Raw genomic sequence first — 13,183 nt, 5'->3', positions numbered from 1 at the left:
GGGAATGCTCCGGAGTGTCTCGTTGTGGTTGCCGGCCGCCGGGGCCGGCCGCGCGGCCCTCTGCGGGGCGCTGGCCCCGCAAACATAGCATGGCGGGCGCGGCGGCGCTTACACGCCCAGCTGCGCGCGTCCGGCGGCGAGCAGGATCGAATCGTTCTGCGGCGTATGGATGCGGCTGCACAGCACGTCGCGATAGTGGCGCTCGAGCGGGTGGTTGCGGCTCAGCCCGTGGTTGCCCGACAGCTGCAGCGCCAATTCCGCCGCGCGGATGGCGTTGCCGGTCACGGTGAACTTCAGCAGGCCGCTGTCGGCGCTTGCCGGCGGATCGCCCGCGTCGGTGCGCGCCGCGGCGTCGTCGAGCAGCACCTGGTTGACGCGCAGCAGCGCGGCGATCTCGCCGACGGCCTCCTGCACGCGCGGCAGCGTTGCGAGCGGCGCGCCCAGGCTGCCGGGCGCGCGCTCGCGCACGAAGTCGTTGAGCCAGGCCGACGCCGCGCGCGCCACCGCGTCATAGAGGCTGCCCAGCAGCACCACCATCCACGCCTGCTGGTCGGCATTGGCGTCAGCATCCGCCTGGCTGGCACCAGCCGGCGCCCACGCCGAGGGCGCACGGATATCGACGGCGTGGTCCGGCGGGATCCAGACATTGTCGAGCACGGTCTCGTGGCTGCCCGAGGCACGCAGGCCAAGGTGGTTCCAGTTCTCCACGATGCGCACGCCGGCGATACCCGACGCAGGACCCGGCACCAGGAACACGCCCACGCGCGGCTGCGGCTCGTCGGTGCGCGCCCACACCGCGAGCCAGCGCAAGGCGGGGATGCCGGTGCTGTACAGCTTGCGGCCACTGACGCGCCAGCCGTCGGCCACCCGCGTCGCCACCGTGGCCGGCAGGCCGCCGCGGGCGGGCGAGCCGAGCTGCGGTTCCACCCGCAGCGAATTGATCAGCGCGCCCTCCTGCACCGCGCTGGCGAAGACCTGCTCGCGCAGCGCCGCCGGCCAGTGCGAATCGGCGCGCGCAATGGCGCGATGCTGCAGGTAGGTCATGGTCAGCACCAGCGCGGTCGCGGCGTCGCCGCCGGCCAGCGCGGCCACGATGCGGCGCGCCTGCGCCAGCCCCGCGCCGCCGCCGCCGTGCGCGCGCGGCACTACCTGCGCGATCAGGCCATGGGCGTGCAGCTGCGCGAAGTTGTCGTGCGGGAAGCTGGCGGCGGCATCGTGCGCGCCGGCATCGCCGGCAAAGCGCGCGGACAGCGCCGACAGCACTTCGCCAAGGCGCGCATCGCTGGCAGGCAGCCGGCGCTGGGCAGACGTCAGGGACATGAAGCAAGACTCCGGGAATGAATGAGCGCGCGGCGCGCACCGAATGCCGCCTAGCGTAGCGCCGGCGGCGCCCGGCGAAAACGATGCTTATTGAATATGGAGCGTCGTTTTTATTCGTTAGCGCAGGCGCGCCGCTGTCGTACTTTCTGCCTCAGTCCCAATCCACCGACACCGACTTCCAGGAGAACGCATATGAGCGTCGATTTCATCGGCATGATCCAGAGCCAGAAGCAGTCCGAGATCCATCCCCCGTCAGATCCTGTGATCGATCGCGACTACGTGCGCGCATTTGCCCAGGCGCATGAGCAGGCCGGCTTCGACCGCATCCTGGTGCCCCACCACTCCACCGGTCCGTCGGCGACCCTGACCATTGCCTACGCCGCCAGCGTGACCGAGCGCATCCACTTCATGCTGGCGCACCGTCCCGGCTTTACCGCGCCGACGCTGGCGGCGCGCCAGATCGCCACGCTCGACCAGTTCAGCGGCGGCCGCCTGGGCGTGCATGTCATCTCCGGCGGCTCGGACAGCGAGCAGCAGCGCGACGGCGACTTCCTCGACCATGACCAGCGCTATGCGCGCACCGACGAGTACCTGCACATCCTGCGCCGCATCTGGACCGAGACCACGCCGTTCGACCACGAAGGCCAGTTCTACCGCTTTACCCAGGGCTTCTCCGAGGTCAAGCCCGCGCAGCAGCCGCATGTGCCGATCTATTTCGGCGGCGCCTCGCCCGCCGCGCTGGCGGTTGCGGGCAAGCATGCCGACGTCTACGCGCTGTGGGGCGAGTCGCTCGACCAGGTGCGCGAGCTGACTACGCGCGTGCGCGCCGAAGCCGCGCGCCACGGCCGCACGGTGCGCTTCTCGGTATCGTTCCGCCCGATCCTGGCCGACACCGAAGACCAGGCCTGGGCGCGTGCCGACCGCATCCTCGAACGCACCCGCGCGCTGCGCGTGCAGGCCGGCTACAGCCGCGGCGGCCCGCAGCAGAGCGAAGGGGCACGCCGGCTGCTGGCGGCGGCCGAGCAGGGCGACCGCGTCGACCAGCGCCTGTGGACCGCGATCGCGCGCGAGACCGGCGGACGCTCCAACTCCACCGCGCTGGTCGGCACGCCCGAGCAGGTTGCGCAGGCGCTGCTGGCGTACTACGAACTCGGCGTCACCACCTTCCTGATCCGCGGTTTCGACCCGCTGGAAGACGCCATCGACTACGGCCGCGAGCTGATCCCGCGCGTGCGCGCCCTGGTGGCGCAGCACGACGCCGCGGCAGCCACGCAGCGCCAGGCCGCCTGAGCGAAGCCGACCCATCACACCACGACGACGGGAATCCCACATGAGCCAGAACCACAGCAACCATGCCGATCCGCGCCGACGCCGCGTGCTGCGCCTTGCCGGCGCCGCCGCCGTGGCCGCGCCCGCGCTGATCCTCGGCCGGCAGGCCTGGTCGGCGCCGCGCAAGCTGACCTTTGCCTGGAACCAGAATTCCTTTTGCCTGACGCCGGTGGTGGTGGCGCAGGAGAAAGGCTTCTTCGAGAAGAACGGCCTGCAGGTCGACCTGATCAACTACAGCGGCTCGACCGACCAGCTGCTGGAATCGATCGCCACCGGCAAGGCCGATGCCGCGGTGGGCATGATCCACCGCTGGCTCAAGCCGCTCGAAGCCGGCTTCGACGTCAAGATCATCGGCAGTTCGCACGGCGGCTGCGTGCGGCTGGTGGGATCGAAGGCCGCGGGCGTCACCACGCTGCAGCAACTGAAGGGCAAGACCGTCGGCGTCAGCGACCTGGCGGCGCCCGGCAAGCACTTCTTCACCATCCTGCTGGCCAAGCATGGCATCGACCCCGACAAGGACGTGACGTGGCGCCAGTACCCTGCCGACCTGCTCGGCGTGGCGGTCGACAAGGGCGAGATCCAGGCCATTGCCGACGGCGACCCCAATCTCTACCTGCTGGAAAAGCGCACCAACGGCGCCTACGTGGAGCTGGCCACCAACCTCACCGGCGAGTACGCGCGCAAGGTCTGCTGCGTGGTCGGCGCGCGCGGCGAACTGGTGCGCAACGACCGCCCCGCGGCGACGTCGTTGGCGCGCGCCATCGTGCAGGCCACCGACTATGTCAACGAGAATCCCAACGAGGCCGCGAAGGTGTTCGCCAGGTACTCGCCCAAGATCAATCCGGAGGACCTGCGCAAGCTCTACGCCACGCTGACCTATACCCACCACCCGACCGGTGTCGACCTGCGCGACGAGATCGCGTTCTACGCCGACGATTTCCGCCGCATCGGCGTGCTGAAGAAGTCCACCGATGCCAAACGCCTGGCGCAGCATGTCTACGCCAATGTGCTGGGGTAATGCCATGACCACAAGCCAAAGCGCGCTCGATCCCGGTCTCGGGCGCCAGCCCTCCGCTGCGCCCGCACCGCACGCACCGTACGCAACCGCAGCCGCATCCAGCCACGCCGGCCGGATCTGGGCTACCGGCATTTTCGCCGCACTGGCGTGGGCAGCGTTTGGTGCGCTGACATGGCAATGGCCCAACCAGGCAGGGGGCTTCAGCGACTGGGCCTATACCGCGGAGCTTGGCATCGCGGCGCTGGTGGGCGCGGCCGTGCTCGCCGTGGTGGCGCTGGCGGGTCAGCGGGCCCGGACCGCGCAGCGTCCGCTGGCGGCGTTGCGCGCCGCCGGCCCGTGGCTGGTGGCGCTGCCCGTCGCGCTGTCGGCCTGGGAAATCCTGACCGCCAAGACCGCGATCCTGCCGACGCCCTTCTTCGCGCCGCCGCAAGCGCTGATCGAGGTGTATGCGGACGACTGGCCACGGCTGGGCGAGAGTGCGCTGAACACGCTGAAGCTACTCGGGCTGGGCGTCGCGTATGGCGGTCTGGCGGGCTTCCTGGTGGGCGTGTCGATCGGCTGGTCGCGGCGCATCGGCTACTGGGTGCATCCGGTGCTGCGCGTGCTGGGGCCGTTGCCGTCGACCGCGCTGCTGCCGCTGACCTTCTACTTCTTCCCGTCGAGCTATGCCGCGGCGGTGTTCCTGATTGCGCTGGCCACGGCGTTCCCGGTGGCGGTGCTGACGTGGTCGGGTGTGGCCGGCGTCAGCAAGAGCTATTACGACGTCGCGCGCACGCTGGGCGCATCGGGCTGGTTCCTGGTGCTGCGCGTGGCCATCCCTGCGGCGCTGCCGCAGGTGTTCGTCGGCCTGTTCATGGGGCTCGGCGCTTCGTTCTCGGTACTGGTCACGGCGGAGATGATGGGCGTGAAGTCGGGCCTGGGCTGGTATCTGACCTGGGCCCAGGGCTGGGCCTCGTACGTCAACATGTATGCGGCGCTGATCGTGATGGCGCTGCTGTTCTCGGGCGTGATCACGCTGCTGTTCGCCGCGCGCGACCGCGTGTTGTCGTGGCAGAAGGGGACGGTGAAATGGTGAGCGTGGTCGAGCGGTTGAAGGCAGCGGGTTCTTTCCCGCGCGCGAAGCAGGCTTCCCTTTCCCGCCACGCGCAGAGCGAAGACGCGGGAACGCCGACCGGCGCCCGTATCGATATCCGGCAGGTCAGCCACTGGTTCGGCCAGGGCAACGAGCGCCTGCAGGTCCTCGACGACGTCGATCTCGACGTCGCGCCGGGCGAATTCGTTGCCCTGCTCGGCCCCAGCGGCTGCGGCAAGTCCACGTTGCTGCGGCTGGTCGCGGGCCTGGAGCAGCCCACGTCGGGAGACATCCTGCAGGACGGCGTGCCGATTACCGAGCCGGACCCGTCGCGCATCGTGGTGTTCCAGGACCCGACGCTCTACCCGTGGCGGCGTGTCTGGGACAACGTCGCGCTCGGGCTGCAGGCGCAGGGCGTCCTCGCGCAGCAGCGCCATCGCGTCGACGACGCGTTGCGCCGGGTCGGACTGGAATCGTTCGCGCGCGCCTTCCCGCATCAGCTGTCCGGCGGCATGGCGCAGCGCGTGGCGCTGGCGCGCGCGCTGGTCAACGAGCCGCGGCTGCTGGTGCTTGACGAACCGCTCGGCAAGCTGGATTCGCTGACGCGGCTGGCGATGCAGAGCGACCTGGTCGAGCTGTGGCAGCGCTCGCGCTTCTCGGCGCTGCTGGTCACGCACGACGTGGAAGAGGCGCTGTTCCTGGCGCAGCGCGTCATCGTGTTCAGCCAGCGCCCAGCGCGCATCGCGGCCGAGATCCGCGTCGACCTGCCCTATCCCCGCCATCGCGGCGATCCGCGCCTGACCGCGTTGCGCCATGAGGCGCTGCGCCACCTGGGACTCGACGCCAGCTGGTAATGATGGGCATGGCGCCGTACTTCCCCGCGCGGGCCGCGCGATGAGCGGCCCGCCGCCGCAGGCCTGGCTGAATGCGTTGCTGGTGCTGGTGGAGGCGCTGCAGCGCGGCCTGCTGTCGCTCTTGCATGTGCTGGGCCTGACTGGAGACAGCCACGGCCAGCCCGCCTGGCCATGGGCACGGCGCGTGGCCGGCGAAACCCTTCTGATCGATCTCGGCCTGGCACGCCAGCTCGGCCTGACCCTGTGCGCCGTTGCCGTCGCGGTGCTGGCCGTGGCGTTGGCCCTGGCCTGGCGCCGCCGTCGCGGCGTGCTGCTGGCTGTCGGCGCGCTGGCGCTGGTGGCAGCGCCATGGCCCACTGCATCGCTGCTGTTCGTGCCGGCCGCGCCCACCAGCTTCCACGCCAGCCCGACGCGCTTTTCCGTCGACACCATTGCCCTGGGCGCGCGCGTCTATGCGCAGCATTGCGCCGGCTGCCACGGCACGGACGGGCGCGGCGAAGGGCCGCTCGCCGCCGGCCTGGCGGTGTGGCCGCCCACGCTGGCCAGCCCGCTGCTGGCGCGGCGAGCCGACGGCGAGCTGTTCTGGCATGTGCTGGCCGGCATGCGCGACCGGCTCGGGCAACCCACTATGCCGGCCTTCCGCGACCAGCTTGGCGATGCCGAGGCCTGGGCCGTGATCGACTATATGAAGGCGCTGTCGGCTAGCAGCGGCAGCGCAGGTAACTGGCCGGTGCCGCTGCAACTGCCCGAGCTTGCGGTCCGTTGCGGCGACGCCGCGCCGGTGGCCCTGTCCGCATGGCGCGGCGGGCAGCGCGTGCGGCTGGTGGCGGTCGACGGCGCCTCTACTCTGCCCTTCGACGATCCCCGCTTCCTGACCGTGCTGGTCACGCCCGACGGCCGCCCGCCGGCGCAGGTGCCGCGCTTCCGCGCGGGCTGCACCGCAGCCTCGGCGCATGCCTGGCAAGCGGTCGCGGCGATCTCCGGCCAGGCGCCGGCACGGCTGGCCGGCACGCAGTTGCTGGCCGACCGCGACGGCTGGCTGCGCGCCCAAGGCACGCCTGGCCGGCCGTGGTCCGACGCGGACCTGGTCTGCGTGTCGGGTCCTGACGCCGCCACGCCACGTACGCCCTCCCCGGTGGCCGACGGCCTGACCGCGCTGTTGCTGCGCATGGACGCCGAGCCGGTGCGCTTCGTCAAGGGCGGCTTCATTCACTGAGCTGCCGTCACCGGGCCGCACCGTTCGCGTGCGGTCCACCTCATCGACCTCCCTTTTTTACTGCCGCCGCTGGGGATTTTTTGCGGCCTGCGGTAGATCCGCTGGCGACGACTGCCGCATCTCAGACCTAAAAATGCCTTATGGAGCACTCAATTTCACTTGTTGTCTCGATTTTTAATCAATTTCATTCCGTAAACCAAAACTTTCTATTGACCAACGGAAATCTTCCGCCTACATTTCCCCCAACAAGCAATTTTCCGGAACGCCTTGTTCCACTTTATAACACCCTCATCAGGAGACAACGCCATGCGCGACCTCGAAACCACCTCGAATCCCGCCGTTTCCGGTGGCTCGGCCGCCGCGAAGGACAGCCAGGTTCCCGCCGGCCCGCAGACCATGACCCCGTCCGAAGCCTTCGTCGAAACGCTGGCCGCGAACGGCGTGACCGACATGTTCGGCATCATGGGCTCGGCCTTCATGGACGCGATGGACATCTTCGCGCCGGCCGGCATCCGCCTGATCCCGGTGGTGCACGAGCAAGGCGCCGGCCACATGGCCGACGGCTACGCCCGCGTGTCGGGCCGCCACGGCGTGGTGATCGGCCAGAACGGCCCCGGCATCTCCAACTGCGTGACCTCGATCGCCGCCGCCTACTGGGCCCACAGCCCGGTGGTGATCGTCACCCCCGAGGCCGGCACCATGGGCATCGGCCTGGGTGGCTTCCAGGAAGCCAACCAGCTGCCGATGTTCCAGGAGTTCACCAAGTACCAGGGGCACGTCACCAACCCGGCGCGCATGGCCGAGTTCACCGCGCGCTGCTTCGACCGCGCCAAGGCCGAAATGGGCCCGACCCAGCTGAACATCCCGCGCGACCACTTCTACGGCAAGATCACCGCAGAGATTCCGAAGCCGCAGCACCTCGACCGCGGCCCCGGCGGCGAGCAGAGCCTGAACGAAGCGGCCGAACTGCTGGCCAACGCCAAGTTCCCGGTGATCATCTCCGGCGGCGGCGTGGTAATGGCCGATGCCATCGAGGAATGCAAGGCGCTGGCCGAGCGCCTCGGTGCACCGGTGGTCAACAGCTACCTGCACAACGACTCGTTCCCGGCCAGCCACCCGCTGTGGTGCGGCCCGCTGGGCTACCAGGGCTCGAAGGCGGCGATGAAGCTGATCTCGCGCGCCGACGTGGTGGTGGCGCTGGGCTCGCGCCTGGGGCCGTTCGGCACCCTGCCGCAGCACGGCATGGACTACTGGCCCAAGACCGCCAAGATCATCCAGATCGACGCCGACCACAAGATGCTCGGCCTGGTGAAGAAGATCTCGGTCGGCATCTGCGGCGACGCCAAGGCCGCCGCGGTCGCGCTGACCCAGCGCCTGGCCGGCCGCACGCTGGCCTGCGATGCCACCCGCGACGGCCGCGCCACCGAAATCGCCAACGAGAAGGCGGCGTGGGAGAAGGAGCTGGACGACTGGACGCACGAGCGCGACCCGTACAGCCTCGACATGATCGAAGAGCAGAAGAACGAGCGCACGCCCACCGGCGGCCACTACCTGCATCCGCGCCAGGTGCTGCGCGAGCTGGAAAAGGCCATGCCGGAAGACGTGATGGTGTCGACCGACATCGGCAACATCAACTCGGTGGCCAACAGCTACCTGCGCTTCGAGAAGCCGCGCAGCTTCTTCGCGGCGATGAGCTGGGGCAACTGCGGCTACGCCTTCCCCACCATCATCGGCGCCAAGGTCGCGGCACCGCATCGCCCGGCCGTGTCGTACGCCGGTGACGGCGCCTGGGGCATGAGCCTGATGGAAACCATGACCTGCGTGCGCCACAACATCCCGGTGACCGCGGTGGTGTTCCACAACCGCCAGTGGGGCGCGGAGAAGAAGAACCAGGTGGACTTCTACAACCGCCGCTTCGTCGCGGGCGAGCTCGACAACCAGAGCTTCGCCGGCATCGCCAAGGCGATGGGCGCAGAAGGCATCGTGGTCGACCGCCTGGAAGACGTGGGCCCGGCACTGAAGCGCGCCATCGACCTGCAGATGAACCACGGCAAGACCACCATCATCGAGATCATGTGCACGCGCGAACTGGGCGACCCGTTCCGCCGCGATGCGCTGGCCAAGCCGGTGCGCTACCTGGACAAGTACAAGGATTACGTCTGAGTCCGAGCTTGCACAGGCGCATCGCTTGCGATGAGCGTATCCCCTCTCCCGCAAGCGGGAGAGGGGAGAACACCAAGGGCATAGCGTCGGACGCTGGCCCTTTTTTCAGTTTCACCGAGCCAACCATGAAACCCATCCTCCGCATCATCGACCGCGCCCGCGCCGCGCCTCGCCGCATCGTGCTGTGCGAGGCTGACGACCCGCGCATCCTGCAGGCCGCGCAACGCGCCACGCAGGAAGGCATCGCGCGCATCGTGCTGGTTGGTGACCCGCGCCAGATCAACGCCGCCGCGGCCATCCACGGCATCGCCCTCGACGGCATGACGCTGGTCGATCCCGCCACCTCGGCGCTGACGCCCTCCTTCGCCCAGCAGCTTTTCGCGCTGCGCCAGAAAAAGGGCATGACGCTCGACCAAGCCAAGCGCGCCGTGCTGGATCCGCTGTGCTTTGCCAACCTGATGGTGCGGCTGGGCCATGCCGACGGCTCGGTCGCGGGCGCTGCCCACACCACCGCCGACGTGGTGCGCAACGCGATTCAGCTGATCGGGCTGGCGCCGGGCTTCCGGCTGGTGTCGAGCTTCTTCCTGATGATGCTGTGCGAGCCGTTCCACACGCTCAAGGGCGGGCTGATCTTCTCTGACTGCGGACTGGTGGTCGATCCGGATGCCGAGGCCCTGGCCGATATCGCCATGGCCGCCGCGGACAGCGCGCGCGCGCTGCTGAACGACGAGCCGCGCGTGGCGATGCTGTCGTTCTCGACCAGCGGCAGCGCACACCATGCCGCGGTCGACAAGGTGGTGGCCGCGACCGAGCGCGTACGCGCGCAGCGCCCCGGCCTGGCCATCGACGGCGACGTGCAGCTCGATGCCGCCATCGTCGCCGAGATCGCCGCGCGCAAGGTCGCGCATTCGCAGGTGAACGGCCACGCCAACGTGCTGGTGTTCCCCAGCCTGGAGGCCGGCAATATCGGCTACAAGCTGGCCGAGCGCGTCGGCGGCGCCAAGGCCATCGGCCCGATGCTGCAGGGACTGAACAAGCCGGCCAACGACCTCTCGCGCGGCTGCAGCGCCGACGACGTGTTCCATGTGGTCGCCGTCACCGTGGTCCAGGCGCAAGCCAGCGCGGACCAGGCCACCAAAGGCGAGCAGGCGGCATGAAAGCGGAATTGTTGTTGCCGCTGCTGGGCCTGCAAGCCCTGCTCGGTGCCGGTACCTATTTCCAGACGGTGACCGGCTTTGGCCTCGGCATGATCGTGATGGGTGCCACCAGCGGGCTGGGGCTGGCGCCGGTAGCTACCGTCGCCGCCGTGGTCAGCCTGGTGACGCTGGCCAACAGCGCCTGCGCGCTGCCGGGCAAGTTCCAGCATATCGACTGGCGCGCCGTGGGCGCGGCGGCGATCGGCATCCTGCCTTCGGTGCTGGTCGGCGTGCTGGTGCTGGAATACCTGAGCAGCACCGCCGCCACGCTGCTGCAGCTGCTGCTGGGCGCGGTGATCCTGTACGGCGGCCTCAGCGCCGCCTTCAAACCCGAGCCGCTGCCGCAACGTTCCGGCGACGGCAGCTTCTTCATGAGCGGCGTGTTCGGCGGCTTGCTGAGCGGCATGTTCGGCGTCTCCGGGCCGCCGCTGATCTTCCAGTTCTACCGGCAGCCGATGAAGCCGGTGGAGATCCGCTGCGCGCTGATCCTGGTATTCACCGTGACCTCGTCCGTGCGCACGTTGTTCTCGGCCTGGCAAGGTCAACTCGACGCCGCGATCTGGCTGCAGGCCGCGGTCGGGGTGCCGGTGGTGGTGATCGCCACGCTGCTCGGCCGGCGCTTTCCGCCGCCGTTCTCGCCGACCACGACACGGCGGGTCGCGTTCGGGGTGCTGATCGGGATCGGGGTCAGTTTGATGCTGCCGGCGATTTCGGCGTGGTTGCGCTGAGTGAAGCCATCCTCGCTCCGGCCTGCGCCTTCGGTCAGGACCGCTTGGATGCCAGCATTGTCATGATTTCCGCCCGGAACGCATGCATGCGTGGATAGACGCGCTTGGGATCCATGCTGTCGCCGTGCACTGGCTGGCGGTCGCCAAACGCCATGTGCGCGAGCAGCCGGCCAAAGACATTGGCATCGTCGAGCACGGCAACAAGTTGCCTCGTCACGGCCTCGTCGCCGCAAACCAGTGCGGCGACATCGCGGGCGAGAAGCGCTGCGGCCGCGAGGTCGAGGTCGAAGTCATATTGCTCCAGCAGGTCAGCTTCCTGCTCGTATAGCCGGTCCTGGTTGCCGGCTGCTTCATAGCTGCATAACAAGGTCAACAAATCGGTGGCGTCGCGTCTGTCGTCGCAATGGCGGTCGTGCCATGCAAGAAGCTTGAGCATTGCCAGCCCGGGCAGCGAGGCGAACGCGACAATCAGCCCGTCATCGACAATGATGCGAATAGCCGCATCGAAGGCTTGGCGAAAGCCTGCGACGTTCATCACCGTATCCATGGCGGGCGGCCAGGCGATGCTCGCAGCGGGCCTTTCGATGGCTCCGAACGGAATGATATCGAGCACCATCACACGTTCACTGCCGCGGTGGTAAGTGAGTTTGTGGGCGTTCTTGTCGACCGGCCGGAACCGGCCGGTTGCGACCAGTCGTTGTCGCAGCGCTTCGTGTTCGGCCCAGTCAGCAATGCAGATCCCGATGTCGATATCGTAAGTGCGACGGGCCGGCCGGTTGCCGAAGAGATTCTCGAGGATTACCTGCCTGGCTGTCGCACCGCCAACGAAGTAGGCGATGCCAAGCTGCCTGGCGACAGCGTCCAGGTCGCTCAGCAGGGCCTTGCTTTCGGCGTCGATGGGCCGCGCCGCGGGAACTTCATGGATGATAGGCAAGGTACTTTGATCTAATCTGCCGCGCGGCCTCGACATTGCGCGATTCTCCGGTATCGAGCAGGTCGGCGTACACGAGCACCGGATGCGCAACACTGGGCGCCACGACCGTCGCCGACGTAAGCCCCGCTGGCCAGAAGCGATGCACGATCTCCACCTCGCCCGCAGGGTCTGCCTTCAGCCTCGCGTCGAGGATGAGTTCGCGAGGCGTCGCCGAACCCGCGTACAGCGTGATGCGTTCGGCCCGCAGATTATGCGCAAGCTTCTCTGCGGCCGCCTCACCTCCAAGGACGGCGTCGTATCGTTGAAGGTCGATGCGCTGCCACCACTCCGGCCGCGTCGCGGTAAATCGCTTGCTCGCCAGTTTCGGCCGGAGCCGCAACGGATAAAGCGTCGCCCATTCGTCCACGACACGCGCCCAGTCACTGAAGCGGCGCTTGCCATCATCGCCTACCCCTGCCAGGCCGCGTTGGAGCAGGTCGTCCAATGCAAGATTGACCGTGCTCAGCGCAACGCCGGCCGCGTTGGCAATCGATCGGTACGGAGCGTTCAGCAGACCCGGGTCCGCAATCAGCGCGAACAGGACTTCCAGTTGCTTGGGACTCGCAGTCCGTGCGCGTCGCGCCGGCACGCTGCCGGCCGGCGCGCGGCGACCCACCACATATATCAATGCGTCCGGAAAACGCAGCGAAACGTTGCCCGCGGTATCGATGAAGGCGATGTCATGGCTGCGCAGGCGCTCGGCCATATCGGCTGACACGTATGACGTGACAAGCAGCATCTTTTGTCCGAGCCGACGCTGCATTTCCGCGATCGGGGACACGGCGGAGAAGCGATCCACCGCGCGCCGCACCGTCACGGGCAAGGTGCAGATGCGGCCGTCACCCAGATCGAAGCGCATCGCGCCGTCCGGCTGTAAATCGGAACGTGACGATGCTGGCACGGCCGCGCCCAGGCCGGTCGCATTATGGAAGGCGCTGGCGGCAGCGTGGAGCAGGAATTCGTTGTCTACAGGCGTTTTACGCATCACATAAGATGTGTTCGAGTTTTATGCGTTGTACGCGTAACGCGTACGTTTGCAAAACATCATACAACGCCTGTCGCGTGCGTACGAATATTCAGCGCTGTACGCGGAACGCGTACATGGCCACCCGGCACTTCAGCGTGCCGCCTCCGTCAATGCCGCCATGAACGCCTGCCGCATCGGCGTGTGCTCGGCGTTGCGATGTCGAAGCACCCCTACCGTTCCCTCGCGGCGATAAGGCAGCGGCAACGGCACCACCTGGCGGCCCAGCGCGTGGAAATACGCGGTCATCCGGCCGGACATCACCGCCAGCAATTCGCCTTGGCTCAGCG

12 protein-coding genes are annotated in these 13,183 nt (G+C 68.3%); 8 read left to right on the top strand and 4 right to left on the bottom strand.

The features are described 5' to 3' along the window. Positions 1–108 precede the first annotated feature (108 nt). Positions 109–1,320, bottom strand: coding sequence for an acyl-CoA dehydrogenase family protein (locus C7416_RS03755; RefSeq protein WP_111517170.1), 1,212 nt, complete (start codon positions 1,318–1,320; stop codon positions 109–111). 192 nt (positions 1,321–1,512) lie between these two features. On the opposite strand from C7416_RS03755, the gene C7416_RS03750 reads away from it, so the two are divergent. The 8 genes from C7416_RS03750 (at position 1,513) to C7416_RS03715 (ending at position 10,896) form a co-directional block, all read left to right on the top strand. After that, the gene (locus C7416_RS03750; RefSeq protein ID WP_111517169.1) at positions 1,513–2,610 is read left to right on the top strand and encodes an LLM class flavin-dependent oxidoreductase; all 1,098 of its coding nucleotides are present in this window, start codon (positions 1,513–1,515) and stop codon (positions 2,608–2,610) included. A gap of 40 nt (positions 2,611–2,650) precedes the next feature. Then, entirely contained in the window at positions 2,651–3,667 is a 1,017-nt protein-coding gene (locus tag C7416_RS03745) for an ABC transporter substrate-binding protein (protein WP_111517168.1), read from the top strand. 4 nt (positions 3,668–3,671) lie between these two features. Continuing rightward, positions 3,672–4,742 (top strand): ABC transporter permease, encoded by a 1,071-nt coding sequence (locus tag C7416_RS03740; RefSeq protein WP_111517167.1) that lies wholly within the window; start codon positions 3,672–3,674, stop codon positions 4,740–4,742. Further along, complete coding sequence (locus C7416_RS03735) at positions 4,736–5,593, top strand: ABC transporter ATP-binding protein (RefSeq protein WP_181461150.1); 858 nt, start codon at positions 4,736–4,738, stop codon at positions 5,591–5,593. The genes C7416_RS03740 and C7416_RS03735 overlap by 7 nt, the downstream gene beginning before the upstream one ends. A 40-nt stretch (positions 5,594–5,633) precedes the next feature. Continuing rightward, positions 5,634–6,809 (top strand): c-type cytochrome, encoded by a 1,176-nt coding sequence (locus C7416_RS03730; RefSeq protein WP_111517166.1) that lies wholly within the window; start codon positions 5,634–5,636, stop codon positions 6,807–6,809. 396 nt (positions 6,810–7,205) lie between these two features. Further along, complete coding sequence (gene xsc / locus C7416_RS03725) at positions 7,206–8,972, top strand: sulfoacetaldehyde acetyltransferase (RefSeq protein WP_111517492.1); 1,767 nt, start codon at positions 7,206–7,208, stop codon at positions 8,970–8,972. A 125-nt stretch (positions 8,973–9,097) separates the two neighbouring features. Further along, positions 9,098–10,129 (top strand): phosphate acetyltransferase, encoded by a 1,032-nt coding sequence (gene pta, locus C7416_RS03720; RefSeq protein WP_111517165.1) that lies wholly within the window; start codon positions 9,098–9,100, stop codon positions 10,127–10,129. Further along, positions 10,126–10,896 (top strand): sulfite exporter TauE/SafE family protein, encoded by a 771-nt coding sequence (locus C7416_RS03715; protein ID WP_111517164.1) that lies wholly within the window; start codon positions 10,126–10,128, stop codon positions 10,894–10,896. Before pta ends, C7416_RS03715 begins: the two co-directional genes overlap by 4 nt. A 34-nt stretch (positions 10,897–10,930) precedes the next feature. On the opposite strand, the gene C7416_RS03710 is transcribed toward C7416_RS03715, so the two are convergent. From C7416_RS03710 to C7416_RS03700, 3 genes are all read right to left on the bottom strand, one after another. After that, positions 10,931–11,830 carry a nucleotidyl transferase AbiEii/AbiGii toxin family protein gene (locus C7416_RS03710; RefSeq protein WP_181461141.1) on the bottom strand — a complete coding sequence of 300 codons (900 nt, stop codon included), beginning with the start codon at positions 11,828–11,830 and terminating at the stop codon, positions 10,931–10,933. Then, positions 11,814–12,854 carry a type IV toxin-antitoxin system AbiEi family antitoxin gene (locus C7416_RS03705; RefSeq protein ID WP_111517162.1) on the bottom strand — a complete coding sequence of 347 codons (1,041 nt, stop codon included), beginning with the start codon at positions 12,852–12,854 and terminating at the stop codon, positions 11,814–11,816. Before C7416_RS03705 ends, C7416_RS03710 begins: the two co-directional genes overlap by 17 nt. A 132-nt stretch (positions 12,855–12,986) precedes the next feature. After that, positions 12,987–13,166: a hypothetical protein gene (locus C7416_RS03700; RefSeq protein ID WP_111517161.1), complete on the bottom strand. Its 180-nt coding sequence runs from the start codon at positions 13,164–13,166 to the stop codon at positions 12,987–12,989. Positions 13,167–13,183 lie beyond the last annotated feature (17 nt).

The sequence above is a fragment of the Cupriavidus phytorum genome, assembly GCF_003254285.1.
Lineage (GTDB): Bacteria > Pseudomonadota > Gammaproteobacteria > Burkholderiales > Burkholderiaceae > Cupriavidus > Cupriavidus phytorum.
This window is presented reverse-complemented; position numbering and strand designations above follow the sequence as displayed.

Coding starts and splice junctions, on each gene's coding strand:
- C7416_RS03755 (WP_111517170.1), bottom strand. CDS start 1,320: ATGTCCCTGACGTCTGCCCAGCGCCGGCTGCCTGCCAGCGATGCGCGC.
- C7416_RS03750 (WP_111517169.1), top strand. CDS start 1,513: ATGAGCGTCGATTTCATCGGCATGATCCAGAGCCAGAAGCAGTCCGAG.
- C7416_RS03745 (WP_111517168.1), top strand. CDS start 2,651: ATGAGCCAGAACCACAGCAACCATGCCGATCCGCGCCGACGCCGCGTG.
- C7416_RS03740 (WP_111517167.1), top strand. CDS start 3,672: ATGACCACAAGCCAAAGCGCGCTCGATCCCGGTCTCGGGCGCCAGCCC.
- C7416_RS03735 (WP_181461150.1), top strand. CDS start 4,736: ATGGTGAGCGTGGTCGAGCGGTTGAAGGCAGCGGGTTCTTTCCCGCGC.
- C7416_RS03730 (WP_111517166.1), top strand. CDS start 5,634: ATGAGCGGCCCGCCGCCGCAGGCCTGGCTGAATGCGTTGCTGGTGCTG.
- xsc (WP_111517492.1), top strand. CDS start 7,206: ATGACCCCGTCCGAAGCCTTCGTCGAAACGCTGGCCGCGAACGGCGTG.
- pta (WP_111517165.1), top strand. CDS start 9,098: ATGAAACCCATCCTCCGCATCATCGACCGCGCCCGCGCCGCGCCTCGC.
- C7416_RS03715 (WP_111517164.1), top strand. CDS start 10,126: ATGAAAGCGGAATTGTTGTTGCCGCTGCTGGGCCTGCAAGCCCTGCTC.
- C7416_RS03705 (WP_111517162.1), bottom strand. CDS start 12,854: ATGCGTAAAACGCCTGTAGACAACGAATTCCTGCTCCACGCTGCCGCC.